Origin of the sequence: Amycolatopsis sp. cg5 (assembly GCF_041346955.1) — a bacterium.
Classification (GTDB): Bacteria; Actinomycetota; Actinomycetes; order Mycobacteriales; family Pseudonocardiaceae; genus Amycolatopsis.
The window spans coordinates 3637086-3652642 of sequence record NZ_CP166849.1 but is presented as its reverse complement, the minus strand read 5'-3'; the positions used below and the strand labels follow the sequence as shown (position 1 = coordinate 3652642).

The 15557-nt window shown below is 68.9% G+C and carries 17 protein-coding genes and 1 tRNA gene; 5 read left to right on the top strand and 13 right to left on the bottom strand.

Features of this window, described 5'->3' with window-relative positions; all coding sequences use genetic code 11:
• From AB5J62_RS16600 to AB5J62_RS16590, 3 genes are all read left to right on the top strand, one after another.
• Positions 1–918, top strand: coding sequence for an NADP-dependent oxidoreductase (locus AB5J62_RS16600; protein ID WP_370949115.1), 918 nt, complete (start codon positions 1–3; stop codon positions 916–918).
• A 62-nt stretch (positions 919–980) separates the two neighbouring features.
• Positions 981–1997, top strand: coding sequence for a GTP-binding protein (locus tag AB5J62_RS16595; RefSeq protein ID WP_370949114.1), 1017 nt, complete (start codon positions 981–983; stop codon positions 1995–1997).
• A gap of 67 nt (positions 1998–2064) precedes the next feature.
• Positions 2065–2664: a L,D-transpeptidase gene (locus AB5J62_RS16590; protein WP_370949113.1), complete on the top strand. Its 600-nt coding sequence runs from the start codon at positions 2065–2067 to the stop codon at positions 2662–2664.
• Positions 2665–2736: 72 nt separating this feature from the next.
• On the opposite strand, the gene AB5J62_RS16585 is transcribed toward AB5J62_RS16590, so the two are convergent.
• The 9 genes from AB5J62_RS16585 to AB5J62_RS16545 form a co-directional block, all read right to left on the bottom strand.
• Positions 2737–3186 (bottom strand): single-stranded DNA-binding protein, encoded by a 450-nt coding sequence (locus AB5J62_RS16585; RefSeq protein ID WP_370949112.1) that lies wholly within the window; start codon positions 3184–3186, stop codon positions 2737–2739.
• 101 nt (positions 3187–3287) lie between these two features.
• A tRNA-Glu gene (locus tag AB5J62_RS16580) sits at positions 3288–3359 on the bottom strand.
• A gap of 659 nt (positions 3360–4018) precedes the next feature.
• Positions 4019–5074 carry a rhamnose ABC transporter substrate-binding protein gene (gene rhaS / locus AB5J62_RS16575; protein WP_370949111.1) on the bottom strand — a complete coding sequence of 352 codons (1056 nt, stop codon included), beginning with the start codon at positions 5072–5074 and terminating at the stop codon, positions 4019–4021.
• Complete coding sequence (locus AB5J62_RS16570) at positions 5071–6042, bottom strand: ABC transporter permease (protein WP_370949110.1); 972 nt, start codon at positions 6040–6042, stop codon at positions 5071–5073. The genes rhaS and AB5J62_RS16570 overlap by 4 nt, the downstream gene beginning before the upstream one ends.
• On the bottom strand, positions 6035–7081 hold the full coding sequence (locus tag AB5J62_RS16565; protein WP_370949109.1) for an ABC transporter permease: 1047 nt from the start codon (positions 7079–7081) through the stop codon (positions 6035–6037). The genes AB5J62_RS16570 and AB5J62_RS16565 overlap by 8 nt, the downstream gene beginning before the upstream one ends.
• Entirely contained in the window at positions 7078–8580 is a 1503-nt protein-coding gene (locus AB5J62_RS16560; RefSeq protein ID WP_370949108.1) for a sugar ABC transporter ATP-binding protein, read from the bottom strand. The genes AB5J62_RS16565 and AB5J62_RS16560 overlap by 4 nt, the downstream gene beginning before the upstream one ends.
• Positions 8581–8704: 124 nt before the next feature.
• Entirely contained in the window at positions 8705–9628 is a 924-nt protein-coding gene (locus AB5J62_RS16555) for a nucleoside hydrolase (RefSeq protein ID WP_370949107.1), read from the bottom strand.
• Positions 9629–9661: 33 nt separating this feature from the next.
• Positions 9662–9874, bottom strand: coding sequence for an antitoxin (locus tag AB5J62_RS16550; RefSeq protein ID WP_370949106.1), 213 nt, complete (start codon positions 9872–9874; stop codon positions 9662–9664).
• A 101-nt stretch (positions 9875–9975) separates the two neighbouring features.
• On the bottom strand, positions 9976–10632 hold the full coding sequence (locus AB5J62_RS16545) for a maleylpyruvate isomerase N-terminal domain-containing protein (protein ID WP_370949105.1): 657 nt from the start codon (positions 10630–10632) through the stop codon (positions 9976–9978).
• 133 nt (positions 10633–10765) lie between these two features.
• Here AB5J62_RS16545 and AB5J62_RS16540 point away from each other — a divergent pair, with 133 nt between their 5' ends.
• Positions 10766–10966, top strand: coding sequence for a hypothetical protein (locus AB5J62_RS16540; protein WP_370949104.1), 201 nt, complete (start codon positions 10766–10768; stop codon positions 10964–10966).
• On the opposite strand, the gene AB5J62_RS16535 is transcribed toward AB5J62_RS16540, so the two are convergent.
• The 3 genes from AB5J62_RS16535 to AB5J62_RS16525 are packed head-to-tail and all read right to left on the bottom strand — an operon-like array spanning position 10908 to position 14008.
• Entirely contained in the window at positions 10908–12062 is a 1155-nt protein-coding gene (locus AB5J62_RS16535) for a sulfotransferase (protein WP_370949103.1), read from the bottom strand. The two genes, AB5J62_RS16540 and AB5J62_RS16535, sit on opposite strands and share 59 nt — an antisense overlap.
• Positions 12063–12071: 9 nt before the next feature.
• Positions 12072–12845: an SDR family oxidoreductase gene (locus tag AB5J62_RS16530; protein WP_370949102.1), complete on the bottom strand. Its 774-nt coding sequence runs from the start codon at positions 12843–12845 to the stop codon at positions 12072–12074.
• The gene (locus tag AB5J62_RS16525) at positions 12845–14008 is read right to left on the bottom strand and encodes a hypothetical protein (RefSeq protein WP_370949101.1); all 1164 of its coding nucleotides are present in this window, start codon (positions 14006–14008) and stop codon (positions 12845–12847) included. Before AB5J62_RS16525 ends, AB5J62_RS16530 begins: the two co-directional genes overlap by 1 nt.
• A gap of 84 nt (positions 14009–14092) precedes the next feature.
• Here AB5J62_RS16525 and AB5J62_RS16520 point away from each other — a divergent pair, with 84 nt between their 5' ends.
• Positions 14093–14947 carry an IclR family transcriptional regulator gene (locus AB5J62_RS16520; RefSeq protein WP_370949100.1) on the top strand — a complete coding sequence of 285 codons (855 nt, stop codon included), beginning with the start codon at positions 14093–14095 and terminating at the stop codon, positions 14945–14947.
• A 130-nt stretch (positions 14948–15077) separates the two neighbouring features.
• Here AB5J62_RS16520 and AB5J62_RS16515 read toward each other — a convergent pair whose 3' ends face one another.
• On the bottom strand, positions 15078–15533 hold the full coding sequence (locus AB5J62_RS16515; RefSeq protein WP_370949099.1) for a nuclear transport factor 2 family protein: 456 nt from the start codon (positions 15531–15533) through the stop codon (positions 15078–15080).
• Positions 15534–15557 lie beyond the last annotated feature (24 nt).

Genomic DNA, 15557 nt, shown 5'->3' with positions numbered 1-15557 from the left:
ATGACTGAGACATATCGCGCCATCGAGTTCTCCGAGTACGGCGACTCCAGCGTGCTCGGCGTGGCTGAGCGGCCGGTTCCGTCACCGGGCCCCGGCCAGGTCCGGATCTCCGTTCGTGCGGCTTCGGTCAACCCGATCGACTGGAAGATCCGCAGCGGGAAGGCGTTCCCGGCGAAATTCCCGGCGATACCGGGTGGGGACGTCGCCGGCGTGGTCGACGCGGTCGGCGAGGGCGTCACCGAGTTCGCCGTCGGCGACGAGGTGCTCGGCTCGGCGACCGGCGGCGGCTACGCGGAGGTCGTGCTGGCCGAGGCCGCCGCGATCACCGCCAAGCCCGCCGAGGTCTCGTGGGAGCAGGCCGCGGCCATCCCCGGCGTCACCAAGACCGCGTACCGCGCGCTCGCCCTGCTCGACCTCGAGAAGGGCGAGACGCTGGTGGTCGACGGCGCGGCGGGCGGCGTCGGGACCGTGGCCGTCCAGCTCGCGGTGCACCGGGGCCTGACGGTGATCGGCACCGCGAGCGAGACCAACCACGAGTACTTGCGCTCACTCGGCGCGATCCCCGTGGTCTACGGCGACGGCCTGGCCGACCGGGTCCGCGCGGCGGCTCCCGGCGAGGTACACGCGGCGCTCGACGCCTCCGGGCGCGGCTCGCTGCCCGCGCTGATCGAGCTGACCGGCGGCACCGAGCGCGTCATCACCATCGCGGCACCGGACGCCGCCGACCACGGCGTGCGCTTCACCGGCGGCAGCCCGTCCGAAGACGTGCCCGGCGCGCTCGCCGACGGCACCCGGCTCGTCGCCGACGGACAGCTCCAGCTCCCCGTCGCGCGCACCTACCCGCTGGCCGAGGCAGGCGCGGCGCAGGACGAGAGCGAAGCGGGCCACGTGCGCGGGAAGCTGATCCTCCTGCCGTGAAGGCACCCGGCGGCGACCCGTTATGGTGACCGCGGGTCGCTGCTGGAGCAGGAGGGAAAGTCTTGGCGCGGAAGCGGATTCCGGTGCTCATCGTCGCGGGGTTCCTGGGCTCCGGTAAGACGACGTTGCTCAACCACCTGCTCACCAACGACCAGGGCGCGCGCATCGGCGTGATCATGAACGACTTCGGCGCCATCGGCGTCGACGCCATGTCGGTCGCAGGCCAGGTCGACGCGATGGTCTCGCTGTCCAACGGCTGCCTGTGCTGCGCGGTCGACGCCAGCGGCCTCGACGCCATGCTCGGCAAGCTCTCCGAGCCCAAGGCGAACATCGACGTCATCGTGATCGAGGCGAGCGGGCTCGCCGAGCCCCGCGACCTGATCCGCCTGATGATCGCCAGCGAGAACCAGGCGATCACCTACGGCGGCCTGATCGAGGTCGTCGACGCGGCCGAGTTCGACGAGACCCGCACGCGGCACCCCGAGCTGGACCAGCACCTCAGGTTCGCCGACCTGGTGCTGCTCAACAAGACCGACCGCGTGCCCGAGCCCGAGCAAAAACGCCTCACCGCGCTGCTCACCGAACTCGCGCCCGGCACCCCCGTGCTCGCGACGGAGTTCGGCCGGATCGACCCCGAGCTGTTCTTCGACCCCGAGCCCGGGCCCAAGACCGGCCAGCTCTCGTTCGACGACCTGCGCCACGAACACGCGGACCACTCCGAGCACATCCACGCCGCCTACGAGAGCGTCGAGTTCGTCTCGGAGCGCCCGCTCAACCCGCGCAGGCTGGTGAAGTTCCTCGAGGCCCGCCCGCACGGCCTCTACCGCATCAAGGGCTTCATCGACTTCGGCCCGAGCGCGGAGCGCCAGAAGTTCGCCATGCAGTCCGTCGGCGCGTTCCTCCGCTTCGAACGGACCCGCTGGGCCCGTGACGAGCAGCGACGCACCGAACTCGTGCTCATCGGCGCAGGTATCGACAGCAAGGCTGTCCACGCCGACCTCACGGCTTGCGTGGAGAACGACCAGGCCGAGGCCGACGAACGCGGCATGCTCCTGGTACTCCGGCACACCGAATCGTGAAATTCACCTGCTCGGTTCGAGGATGTCAAGTTGACCGGGCCGCGTGCTCGCCGCCACGATCCTCGCCGTGACCTCCCGTGAGCTGCCACTGCCCTACGACGGCAGCGCCTGCCAGATAGTGACCGTCGTCGGCGCCGACGAGACCGCGACCACCGCGCAGCTCACCGCCTGGCACCGGTCCGGCCCAGGCTGGCAGGCCGTGCTCGGGCCGGTCAGCGCGTTCGTCGGCGAGCAGGGCATCGGCCAGGCAAGCGAAGGCGCCGCCCACACCCCGGCAGGCGTCTGGACGCTCACCGAAGGCTTCGGCAACAAGCCCGGCAACGGCTACAAGATCCCGTACCGCAAGGTCGACACCCACGACTGGTGGGTCTCCGACACCGAGTCCGAGTTCTACAACCAGTACTACCGATGCCCGCCCGGCGAATGCCCCTTCGACGAGACGGCAGGCGAAGACCTCGGCACGGTGGGCCGCGCCTACGACCGCGCGGCCGTCATCGACTACAACCGCGACCCGGCCACGCCCGGCGCGGGCTCGGCCTTCTTCCTCCACGTCTCCACCGGCAAGCCGACCGCGGGCTGTGTCTCCATCCCCGCGCGCGAACTCGACCAGCTCCTGCAATGGCTCGACCCGGCCAAAAGCCCGGTCATCGGCATCGGCATCGCCTAAGCGGTCGTGAGTGTTTTGACCGGTTAGAACCGGCCGTACCACTCACGACCCCTTCAGCTCGGGCGGGAACGATCAGAACGGGGGCTCGCCGCCCACCCCCGCTCCCACCGGCACCGGCGGCGAGGCCCATGGCGACTCGGCCGGTCCGTCGCCGCCTCGGCTCACCTTGGTCAGCCTGGCCGTGACCCAGCGCAGCGAGGGGCCGATCTCCTCGACGTCGAGCTCGACCACGGTGCGTCTCTCGCCTTCCTTGGTCTCGTAGGATCTCTGTTTCAGCCTGCCCTGGACGATCACGCGATCGCCCCGGTTCAGCGACTCGGCCACGTTTTCGCCGGGTTGTCTCCATAAACTGCATCTCAGCGCGATCTTGTCCTTGTCACGCCATTCGCCGGACTCGCGGTCCAGCATGCGCTGGGTCGAGATGACGGTGAAGTTGGCGACGCCGGCACCGGACGAGGTGAAGTTCAGTTCCGGGTCGGCGGCGAGGTTTCCGACGACCGTGATGACGGTTTCTCCGGCCATGATGTGCTCCTTGTTCGTTCGCGGGCTCCCCGCCTGCCGGGGTGGCTCAACCGCTCACGATCATGGGAACACAGGGGTCCGACATTTTCGCGAACCCTGGGCAGCGCGTGCGGGAATCGAACCCGCGTCGCCCGGGTGAAAGCCGGGAATCCATGCCACTGGACCAACGCGCCCTGTATCCGGGCACCGGTGTGAGGAGTCGAACCCCAATGCCCGGGTTTGGAATCCGAGCAGTCCCCTGGACACACCGGCAAAAGAAAAAGCCGCCGATCGGCAGCACCGATGGCGGCTTCGGACGTGACAGTTGTTGTCACATAAGGAAACCGCCCCCGGGTTCACGCCACGTCTCGTTCATGCCGCCCAGTCTGACCGCCACCCCACGACCCGGTCAACGCCTTTTCCACCAAGGGGTCGTGAGCGTTGCGGGCGGTTCTATTTGAGCGGAAGTTCAAAGGTGGCGTGTCTGGTGTGCTCAGCCGTGGCCGGGGTGGCTGGTGACTGAGGTTCGTTCAGGGCGGGGTGAGTGCGGTTTGCGGCGTTGGACGACGCGAACCGCACTCATCCAGGTACAAGGCCCGGGTATGAGGGGAGCCTTCATCCACGCTCGGTTCGGGTGAGGGCCTCCCTCACCCGAACCGAGCGGGTCAGGGCCTCTCCCACCCGTATATACGGTCGAACTAAGCCCCCACCCCACGAATCCGAGCGAACTAGGCCCTCACCCAAGCCCGACCACGACCCTGCCGCGGACGGGACAGCCGAGCAGGGGTCGTGAGTGTTTTCGCCGGTTAGAACCGGCCGTACCACTCACGACCTCAGTCGTGAAGTGGGTTGGTCAGAAGTTGTACTGGCCGATGTTGTCCTTGGTGAAGACCGTGGGCGGGCCGAGGATGACCTCGGCCTTCTTGCCGATCGTGTACTCGCCGAGTGAGCCGGCGGTGAACTTCTCGCCCTCGGCTCCGGTGATGCGGCCGGAGATGAGGGAGGCCGCGGCGATGGTCGCGAGGTAGCCGAGCTTGGCGGGTTCCCACAGTGCCAAGGACTTGACGGTTCCGTCGTTGACGTATTCGCGGAGCTGGTTGGGGGTGCCGAGGCCGGTGAGCGCGACCTTGCCCTTGTACTCCGAGGAGCTGAGGTAGCGGGCGGCCGCGGCGAGGCCGACCGTGGTCGGGGCGATGATGCCCTTCAAACCGGGGTGCGCCTGCAACAGGCCCTGGGTCTTCTGGAACGACATCTGGTCTTCGTCGTTGCCGTAGACGGTGTCGACCAGCTTGAGACCGGCGTACTTGGGCTTGGCGAGTTCCTCTTTCATGATCGCGATCCAGGTGTTCTGGTTGGTCGCGTTGGCGGTCGCCGACAGCAGCGCGATCTCGCCGGTGCCGCCGATGGCCTCGGAGATCAGCTCGACCTGCTTGACCGCGATCTCGGTGGAGTCGACCTGGTTGATGAACAGGTCGCGTGCGTCGGCGGCGACGTCGGAGTCGAGGGTGACGACCTTCATGCCCTGCGCGCGGGCGGCCTTCAAGGCCGGTGCGACCGCGTTCTGGTCGTTGGCCGCGAGGAGCAGTGCGTCCTGGCGCTGCTGTGCGGCGGTGTTGATGTAGGTGACCTGGGAAGCCGCGCTCGCGTCCGAGGGGCCGGTGGCCTTGTACTCGCCCTTGACCTCGCCTGCCGCCTGCTCGACGCCCTTGCCCACCACCGAGAAGTACGGGATGTTCACCGCCTTGGGCAGGTAGGTGAACTTGAGGCCGGTCTTGAGTTCGGCCTGCGCGTTGGCCGCGCCGGTGGTGCCGCTCGGGCCGCCGGGCTTGGCGCCGCTGTCCTTGGTGGTGCCGCCGCACGCGGCCAGCAGGAGCGCGAGCGCGGTGACGGTGGCGAGTTTTCGGATCATCTTGTCGCTTCCTTCAGTATGGTTCGGCCTGCCCGCCAGCGCGCGAACCGGACCGCGCTCGGTGGCGCGAGCACGCCGACGAGCAGCAGCAGGCCGGTGACGATGGTGAGCGTTTCGGTCGACACGTCGTCGAGGATCAGGAGATTGCGCAGCCCGCCGAGCAGCAGCACCCCGGCGATCACCCCGCCGAGCGAGCCTTTGCCGCCGAAGATGGACACCCCGCCGAGCAGGACGGCCGCGACGACGGCGAGTTCGAGCCCGGTGCCGTTGTCCGCACGCGCGCTGGAGAACCGCAGTGTGTAGACGACACCGGCGAGCGCGGCGACCGCGCCGGTCAGCGTGAAGAGGATCAGTTTCGTGCGTTTGACCCTGATCCCGGAGAATCGCGCGGCTTCGGTGTTCGCGCCGATCGCGTAGACGGCCCTGCCGAACGAGCTTCCGTGCAGCAGCACGCCGAACGCGACCGCGAGCACCGCGAAAACCACTATCGGGTAAGGGAAATCAGTGCCGGGGACCGGCGTGGTGCCGAACTGGGTGTAGCTCGACGGGAAGTCCGCGACCGCCGTGTCGCCGAGCAGCACGAGCGCGAGTCCGCGGTATAGCGCGAGTGTGCCGATGGTGACCGCCAGCGAAGGCAACCCGAGCCCGGTGACCAGCAGACCGTTGACCGCGCCGCACAGCGCGCCCACGAGCACCACGATCGGCAGGATCGTCTCCAGCGGAAGTCCCGCGTTCCACAGGGTCCCGATCAGCGCGCTCGACAGTCCGAGCACCGACGCGACCGAGAGGTCGATCTCGCCGGCGACGATGACCAGGGTCAGTGGCAACGCGATCAACGCGATCTCGCCGATGTCGAGCCCGAGGTAGAAAAGGTTCTTGCCGTTGAGGAAATCCCCGCCGCCGACGAGCGCGACCACCACGACGGCCAGCACCAGCACGGTTTCCCAGCGCAGCAGCCGCTCACGCATCGTGGTCCGCCTTCCGCCGGTCGGGACGCAACGCGGCGGCGAGACGCAGCGACACGATCCTGTCGACCGTGATCGCGGCGAGCAGCAGCGCGCCGGTGATCGCCTGCTGCCAGAACGCGGGCACGCCCAGCACGATCAGGCAGCTGGTGATCGTGCTCAGCAGCAACGCGCCGAGCGCCGCGCCGAGCACGCTGCCCGACCCGCCGAAGATCGCCACCCCGCCGACCACGACCGCCGCGACGACCTGCAGTTCGAGCCCGGTGCCCGCCGCCGCGTCGACCGTGCCGTAGCGCGCCATCCACAGCCCGCCCGCGAGGCCGGCGACCGCGCCGGAGACGGCGAACGCGGTGAACACGCGGCGCCGCACCGGAATCCCGGCGAGCATCGCCGCTTCGGGATGCGAACCCATCGCGTACAGCTCGCGGCCGGACCGGTACGACCGCAGGTAGAAGGCCGCGGCGAGCACCACGACCAGCGTGATCAGCACCAGGTACGGCACCCCGAGCACGCGCCCGCTGCCCAGCCCGAGCAGCGACTGCGGCAGGTCGGCCGCGTTGACCTGGGTGCCGTGCGCGAGCGCGAAATCCAAGCCGCGGAACACATACAGCGTGCCGAGCGTGACCACCAGGCTCGGCACCTGGCCCAGCGACACGACCAGGCCGTTCACGATCCCGCACACCAGCCCGAGCGCGACGCCGAGCAGCAGCGCGCCGGCGACCGGGATCCCGGGATGCGCGGCCACCACCGACGCGGTGATGAACGCCGAGAGCCCCAGCACCGAGCCGACGGACAGGTCGACGTTGCGCGTGACCACCACGATCGTCTGCCCGACCGTCAGCAGCGCGATGATCGAGGCGTTGAGCAGCAGGTCACGCAGGCTTTGCGGGTGCACGAACCGGGGATTCGCGACCGCCGTCCCGGCGACCACGAGCACCAGCACGAGGCCGACCCCGAGTTCGCGGACGCGCCCGGCGCGGTCGAGCAGCCGCCGCGCGCCGCGTTCCGGCTCGACGGCGCGAGCCTCGGCGTGCGCGGTCATCCGCGACCAGCCGCGGCGAGCGCGATCGACTCCTCGGTCAGCGGCGCGCGCAGCTCGGCGGCGAGCCTGCCTTCGTGCATCACCAGCACGCGATCGGCCATGCCCAGCACCTCGGGCAGCTCGGACGAGATCATCAGCACCGCGACGCCGTCGGCGGCCAGCTCGGAGAGCAGCCGGTGCACCTCGGCCTTGGTCCCGACGTCGATGCCGCGCGTCGGCTCGTCGACGATGAGCACTTTCGGCTTGCGGGACAACCACTTCGCGAGCACGACCTTCTGCTGGTTGCCGCCGGAGAGCACGCCTGCCGGGTCGCTCAGCTTCGCGAACTTCAGGCGCAGCTTGACCGCCCAGTCCTGCGCGAGCGCGCGCTCGTCGCGGCGCCGCACGATCCCGCCTTTGCTCAGCTTGCCGAGCGACGCGAGCGCGGTGTTGCGCTCGATCGACGCGTCCATCACCAGCCCCTGCTGCCGCCGGTCCTCCGGCACGAACCCGATGCCGGCCGCCATCGCCGCGCTCGGCGAACCGCTGGGCAGCACCCGGTCGCCGACGCGCACCTCGCCCGCGTCGAGCCGGTCGATGCCGAACACCGCGCGCGCGACCTCGCTGCGCCCGGCGCCGACGAGCCCGGCGAGCGCGACGATCTCGCCTGCCCGCAGGTCGAACGAGACGTCGACGAACACGCCTTCGCGGGTGAGCCTTCGCGCGGACAGCGCCACCTCGCCGGGTTCGGTCGCCTGCTTGGGAAACAGCGCCGACAGCTCGCGCCCGACCATGCGCTTGACCAGCTCGTCCGGCGTGGTCTGGTCCAGTGGGCCCGTCCAGACGTGGCCGCCGTCGCGGAGCACGGTGGCCTCCTCGCAAAGTTCGAAGACCTCGTCCAGCCGGTGTGAGACGAACAAGACCGCGACCCCCTGTGCCAGCAAAGCCCTTACCACGCCGAACAGTCTTTCGACCTCCGCGGCGGACAGCGCCGCCGTCGGCTCGTCCATCACGATCACCCGCGCGTCGAGGGAGAGCGCTTTCGCGATCTCGATGACCTGCTGATCGGCGATGGACAGCCCGCGCGCGGGCCGGTCGGGGTCGAGTGTCACGCCCAGCCTCGCCAGCAAGGCGCCGGTCGCGCTCTTCGTGGCCGCGTGGTCGATGCGGCGGCCGGATTTCAGCGGCTGACGGCCGATGAACACGTTCTCCGCCACGGAAAGATCGCCGAACAGGGTCGGCTCCTGGTAGATCACCGCGATCCCGGCGGCTTGCGCGTCGCCGGGGCCGTGCATGCGGTGCGGGGCGCCGTCGATGCGGATCTCCCCCGCGTCCGGCCGATGCGCGCCGGCGAGTACCTTGATCAAGGTCGACTTTCCGGCGCCGTTCTCACCGAGCAGCGCGTGCGCGACACCGGGCCGGAGTTCGAGTGAGACGCCGGAGAGTGCCCGAACCGCGCCGAAACTCTTGACTACGTCACGCAGCGCCACGATCGGCGACTTCGCGGCGACACGGTTCACCGTGCGTTCCCCTCAGGCGGAATGAATCGTTTCAATACAGCGTCATCAGGGTGGTGCCGAAGTAACGGTTGTGTCAAGGGTTAACGAACTGCCGGCTTCGGACAATTATCGGACACGACGACCTCTAGTCCTTTGTGGACAGTGCGCGCACCGCGCCGACCACGCGCTCGAAGAACCGTTCCGTGTCGAGCGCGACGGCGACGCGCGCGTTCGGCGTGGCGCCGAAGTCCACCACGGTCGCTCCCCTGGTGTGCTCGCCGAGCGTCTCGATCGCGACATGGGCGTCGACACAGGACACCAGCGACGGGTCGATCACCCGCGCGACGGCGACCGGGTCGTGCAACGGCGGCGACGAAAACCCGAACAGCTCACGGTAAGTAGCGCCGAAGAAGGTCATCAGCTCGACGCTCAACCGGCCGAGCTCGGTGCCGAGCGCGTCAAGCCGGGCGATGACGTCGGGCGTGACCAGCGCCTGATGCGTGACGTTCAGCCCGCACATGGTGACCGGGACCCCGCTGCCGAATACGACAGCGGCGGCCTCGGGGTCAACGAAGATGTTGAACTCCGCGTACGGAGTGGTGTTGCCGCGTTCGGTGGAACCGCCCATCAGGACGATCTCGGTGATCCGGCCGGCGTCCTCGGGATAGCGCGTGAGCAGCAACGCGATGTTGGTCAGCGGACCGGTCGGCACGAGCGTCACGGGCCGCTCCGCCAGCAGCCGGTGCATCAGCTCGACGGCGTGCTCCGGCGCCACCTCGACCACCGGCTCGCCGAACGCGGGACCGTCCAAACCGGACTCGCCGTGCACGTCCTGCGCCACTCGCAGCGGCCGCAGTAACGGGCGCGCGCACCCCGCCGCGATCGGGATGTCCGTGATCCCCGCGACAGTGCACACGCGCCGTGCGTTCAGCGTGGTTTTCTCAAGCGTCTGGTTGCCCGCGACGGTCGTGATCGCCAGCAGGTCGATCGCCGGGTCGGCGGCGGCCAGCATGATCGCGATGGCGTCGTCGTGCCCCGGATCGCAGTCGAGTACCACAGGGATGCCCATGCGCCTCATTCTCGGCGCACGGGCTCCCGTCGGCTACACGTGTCCTGGGCCGGGGTCGTTGGTCGCCTTGCGCACCTTCTGCAGCATCCCGCCGATCTGGCCGTGGTACTTGCCCTTGGTCCGCTTGTCGACGAATTCCGCGGCCTGGCCCGCGATTTTGTTGACCTTCTCCGGGTTCTTCTTCGCGTACCCGCGCACGGCGGCCGCGGTGCCCGCGAGCGCGGCGAGCTTCTTGAACGACGGCATGTCCCATCCCCTTTCGTCCGATGCGTCCTGTAATCACAACGTCCGCATCGCACCCGAAAGTTCCCGGTGCCCTCGCGCGGCAAACCTCGGCCGCGCCGCGATCAGCCCAGCACGAGCGGGAGTTTCGCCGCCAGCTCACCCAATCCGGCCCGCTCCGCCTCGGTCGGCGCGCGCCTCCCGGTGGCGACGAGCAGCACATCCGTGTCGGAGAACGAAGCCGGGAAAGGCGACCCGGCGATCTTCTCCAGCATCCCCCTGACCTTGGCGACGCACTCGGCGGGCGGCCGCGCCGCGCCGGGGAGGTCGGCGATCAGGTCGAGGTGGTGCAACGTCCACTCCAGCACGTACGCGGAGAGGTAGTCGCCGGCGGTCAGCACGAAATCCTGCGTGGCGACCCGGATGCCGGGGTCGGCGAGTTCGGCGGCGCGGCCTGCCGCCGAGCCGACGTCGTCGAGGTGGAACTTGAGCAGCGCCGGGTCCTCGTACGCGGCCGCAAGCCGGACGATCAGCGCGTCGAGCGGATCGTCGCCCGTCGGCGGCTTGTCGGACACCTGCCAGTAGGTGACCGAGTCTCGGGTCGGTTCGGTTTCGGCGGGCGTCACCAGGGTGATCAGCACGTCCTGTGCGTCGATGACCAGGTGGCACACCAGGTCACGCACCAGCCAGCCGGCACAGCCGGAGTGACGGGCGAAGTCTTCGTCCTTGAGGTCGGCCACGGCCGAGAGCAACGCGGTCCACGCGCGCGAGAAGAGATCCACGGCCCCGGAAGCTAGCAGCGCGCGCCCTGCCCGGCGACCGATTTCTGACAGATTCCGACAGGATCCGACACAGTGACGGCGGCCACTCCAAGAGGTGCGTTTCAGTCTCGCCCGATCGGGGTAGCAAGCGAACGTGCCTGAGGAGGAAAATTCGGTCGGCAGGCACGCGCCCGAGGGTGACGTGGATCAGGTCGACCCGGATGAAATCGCCGCGAACATGCGGTCAGCGGTCGCGCGGCTGCGCGGCCAGGTGACCGACGTCTACAACATGGTGGTCAACGACCATCCGAGACCGGAGAGCCCGCGAAACGGGCGGCCACACCTGAACTCGTGAGCCCGAAGTCGGCGAGCGAGTACCGGTGCGCCGGTTTCGCACGGCCCGTGGTGCTCTGCTCGTGCAGACGCCGCATCGCGACCTCGGCCTGCTCGCCCAGCGGCAGGCCGAAATGACGGTAGACACCCGCCGCCGTGCCCAGCGGGTCCGCCACGAACTCCCGGTAGTCGACATCGAAGAACTGAGACTGATCGTGGCGGGCTCGCTCGGCGGTGAATCGATCCAGCCCACGTGACCAGGTGTCGACCTGGTCCTGGCCGACGACAGCGCCGCGGAACCGGTCGGACCACCCGGCCGAGGCCTGCTCGTTCAGGCTGCAGACGGACGCGATGATCGTGCTCGGCTCACGATGGGTCTGCACGATCAGCGCGTCGGGATACACCTCGAGCAGCGCGTCGAGCGCGAACAGGTGACTCGGGTTCTTCAGCACCCAGCGCTTCCCCGCGTCCGGCAGGCCGATGAGCTGCAGGTTCCGGCGATGCCGCCGGTACGCGCCGGTCCAGTCCTGGCCGTCGAGCCACTTCGAGTAGGTCGGCAGGTGCGCGAGACATTCGTAGGACAGCGACTTCATCGACTGCCGGAGCAGCTGCCAGCACTCCTCGATCTGGTCCGCGGACATCGCGTGCACACCCATGAACTCGGGATGGTCGATGTGGTGCTGCTCGTAGCCGGCCTGGATGTGCTGGAAGACGGGGTCAGCCGCCCATTTGTCCCGCGGCGGGCGAGGCTGCGGAACCTCGGCGAGCCACACTTCGAGGCCTTGGTGCAGTGGATCGGCGGCGAGCAGCCGATGCAGGGCGGTGGTGCCGGTGCGGGGCAGCCCGGTGACGAAGATCGGGCGTTCGATCGGCACGTCCGCGTGTTCCGGATGCCGGTGCCACGCCGCTTCGCTGAGCAGCCGCCCGACCAGCGCGCCGCGCAGGAACGAACGGTGCACGCGGTAGCCGAGCGGCGTCAGCTGCTCGTCGCGGGCGTAGGACTCCAGCAGGACTTCGAGCCCTTCCAGGTACTCGTCGTCGCCGAAGTCGTCGAGGCCGGTGATCTTGGTCGCCGACGCGTGCAGATCCGCGACGGTGCCGACGTTGTCCCGTTGCACAAACGCTCCTCAGTGGTGGTATTCGCCGCCGTTGACGTCGAGGCACTGGCCGGTGATCGCCCGCGCGTACGGCGACGCGAGGAAGACCACCGCGTCGGCGACCTCGTCGGGCTCGGGCAGTTTCCGCAGATCGATGGTCGCGGCGGTCTCGGCGTAGATCTCCTCGGGCGTGAGGCCTCTTTCCTTGGCCAGATAAGCGAAATACCACCGCAGGTTGTCCGCCCAGATGTAGCCGGGCGCCACCGAGTTCACCCGGACGCCGCGCGGGCCGAGCTCGGTCGCGAGACTCTGCGAGATCGCCAGCAGTGACGCCTTCGCCATCTTGTACGCGCCGAAGGTACGCCGGGAATGGCGCACCACCATCGAGTTGATCATCACGACCGCGCCGCCCGCCTCTTCGAGCGCGGGCGCGAACAGCCTGGTCAGCCGCAGCGCGGCCAGCGTGGTGGTGTCCAGCGCGGTCTTGAGCGCTTCGAGTTCGATGTCGAGCAGATCGACCATCGGCGGCATCGCGAACGCGTTGTTGACCAAGGCGTCCACCCGGCCGAACTCGCCGAGCGCGGCTTCCTTCAGCGCGCCCGCCGAGGCGTCGTCGGTGATGTCGGTGGGGACCACGAGCGCCTTGCGGCCGAGCGCGTCGACCTCCTTCGCGACGTCACGCAGCCGCGCCTCGTCGCGGGCGGCGAGCACGACGTTCGCACCCGCGTGCGCGCTCCGCAGCGCGATCGAGCGGCCCAGTCCCGGGCCGACCCCGGATACGACGACGACCTTGTCTTCGAGCATCAGCCCAGCATCCTTCGCGCGACGGCGGCCTGGCGCGCGGCGATCCGCGCGGCCCGGTCCTCGGGGGTGATCGGGGTGTGGAACGGCAGGTTCGCGGGCAGGTCCGCGAAATCGACGATCTCGACCTCGGGTCCGTCGTCGGGTTTGAGGTCGCGGGTCAGCCGCTGCCAGCGTATCTGGACGTAGCCGTGCGCGTGCCCGGTGCGCTCCAGCCAGTTCGCGACACCGGGATCGCGCTCGCTGACGACGAAGCGGATCTTGCCGTCGGGATCGGTGTGCGCCTGGTCGGCGGTGAGGCTGGTCTGGTGGTTGATGTAGTCCATCGACACGTACCACGGGCTGCCGAGCTGGATTCCTTGGTACGGCGCGGTTTCCTTGCCCGCGTTCGGCACGGTGACGATCATGACCTGATCGTCGGCAAGGTCGTAGTGCCCGGCAGAGGAGAACTGGGTGGTGAGCCCGCCCGGCGTCGGCCGGGGCTCGGTCATCGTGTTGACGGGCAGGTCGAGGTAGAACCACTTCGGGAAGGCGAGGAACGTCTTCAGCCTGCTGAGCAGGATCTTCCCGGCGACGCCGTAGCGTTTCGTCATGGCGTCCCGGCTCAGCGGTTTCGGCGCGCCGCCTCGGGTGTCGACGCACTGGATGGTGATCTCGCCTTTGCGCTCCGACCAGTCGCTGAAGACCTCGCGGACCACGAGCATCGACGAGCCGGGCCCGAGCGTGAAGTAGTTCTTCGCGGCCTTGCCTGGCCCGAACCGGATCTCGAAGGTGCCGTCGTCGCGGATTTCGATGGCCCGGTCGTCGAAGGCGGCCAGGCTGTCCGGCACCACGACGGGCGAGTAGTCGCCGTTGAGGATCTGGAAACTCAGGTCGGCGGTGGTGCCGCGGACGCCGGTGACCAGATACTCGCGGTCTTCGCGGATGTTGGCGTTGAAGTACAGGGTGTCCGGGTTGTCCAGGCCCATTTTCGTGTACGGCCCGGTCGACTGCGTGAAGAACGGGAAGTCACGCTCGTACGCCCAGGCCATCTGCAGCGACGCGCGGATGCCGCCCGCGAGGTAGTCGTACCCCTCCAGCAGGTCCTGCTCGGTGCGGATGTGCGGCGCCTCGGTGATGATCTTCTCGGCTTCGGCGATCGCGGCGGCGAACGGCTGCGTGAGCACAAGCGACTCCTCGCGGTACAAATATGGACCGGACTGGTACAGTTTGCGTTCGCTGAGAGTAGAACTTGTTCTAGGTGGTGGTCAATGCGCACGTCCCCGCCGACGACCCGCGTGCTCCAGGTGCTCGACTTCCTGGTCGCCGCGGGCGGCAAGCGGTTCGGGCTGTCCCAGCTCGCGCGTGAACTCGACCTGAGCAAGCCGACCTGCCTGGGCATCCTCACCGCGATGACCGACGGCGGCTACCTCCTGCGCGACCCCGTCACCAAGACCTACGGCCTCGGCCCCGCCCTGATCACCGCGGGCCGCGTCGCCCAAGAAGGCTTCACCGCGGCAGGCTTGGCGCGGCCGATGCTCGAGGAGCTGGCCGAGCGTTATGCCTGCGTCTGCTCGGCGTCGGCCGTGGTCGGCGAGCAGATCGTGGTGCTCGAACGCACCGGGCCGGGCATGGCGGGCCAGCGCTACCCGTTCGCTCCCCCGGTCGGCCTGATGTACGTCCTGTGGGGTCCGGACGCCGACTTCGAGCGCTGGCTCGCGAAGCCGCCGACCCTGCCGGTCAAGCTGAACCGGCCACGCCTGCGCCAGGTCGGCGCCGAATGCCGCGAACGCGGGTACCTGGTCGAGAGCCTGACACTGGCGGGCGTGCGGCTGCACTCGCTCATGGCAGGCGTCGCGGCTTACGACTTACCGGCCGAGGTGCGGGACCTGGTGGGCGAAATGGTGTCCAACCTAGGCGAACGCTTCTACCTCGCGGAGGATCTGGCTCCACGCAAGAAGCAGCCGGTGAACTTCATCGCGGCGCCGACGTTCAACGCCTTGGGCGCCCAGGAGCTGGTCCTCACCCTGTCGGTCGGCATGACGATCACGGGCGCCGAGATCGCCCGGCGCGGCCAAGCCCTGACCGAGATCGCCGCCAAGGTCACCGCCGCGGTCGGCGGCTGACCCCCACCCCGCAACCCACCCGGGATAAAGCCCGCTTTACTCCCGGGGATAAAGCGGGCTTTATCCCGCGGAGTAAAGCCCGCTTTATCCCGGTTCCGAGAACGTGACCAGGGTTTTCCCGCGGGCCGTGTCAGCCCGCAGCCCAGCGGTTGGCCGTGAGCTTGAAGCTCGGCATGTCGTCGAGCGACATCGTCGACTCGTAGGTCCGCTGGTAGCCGGTGCGCGCGATGCGCCAGCCGTCGTCGCCGAGGACATAGACGTCCTCGTAGAACGCCGAGCCGCGGATCATCAGGCGGTGCTCGGGGACGATGATCGTGTCGTCGAGGCACCAGCTCCCCGTCGCCGTCGAGCCGTCGATCTCCAGCTCGGGATGGTGGCAGTGATGAACGGTGATGATGTCCGACTCCAGCCAGGTGCGCATGAACTTGACGATCTCCGCGCGGCTGCCGAAGCGCAGCTGCTCGCCGTAGTCGGCGGTGGCGTCGGGGGCGAGGGTGGTTTCGAACTCGGCCCAGCGCTTCAGGTCGAGGCTGCGCAGGTAGCGGTACTTGAGCCGCTTGAGCTCTTCGAGTGCGACCAGGTCCATGGGTACAGCGTCCTCGCGGGGTTG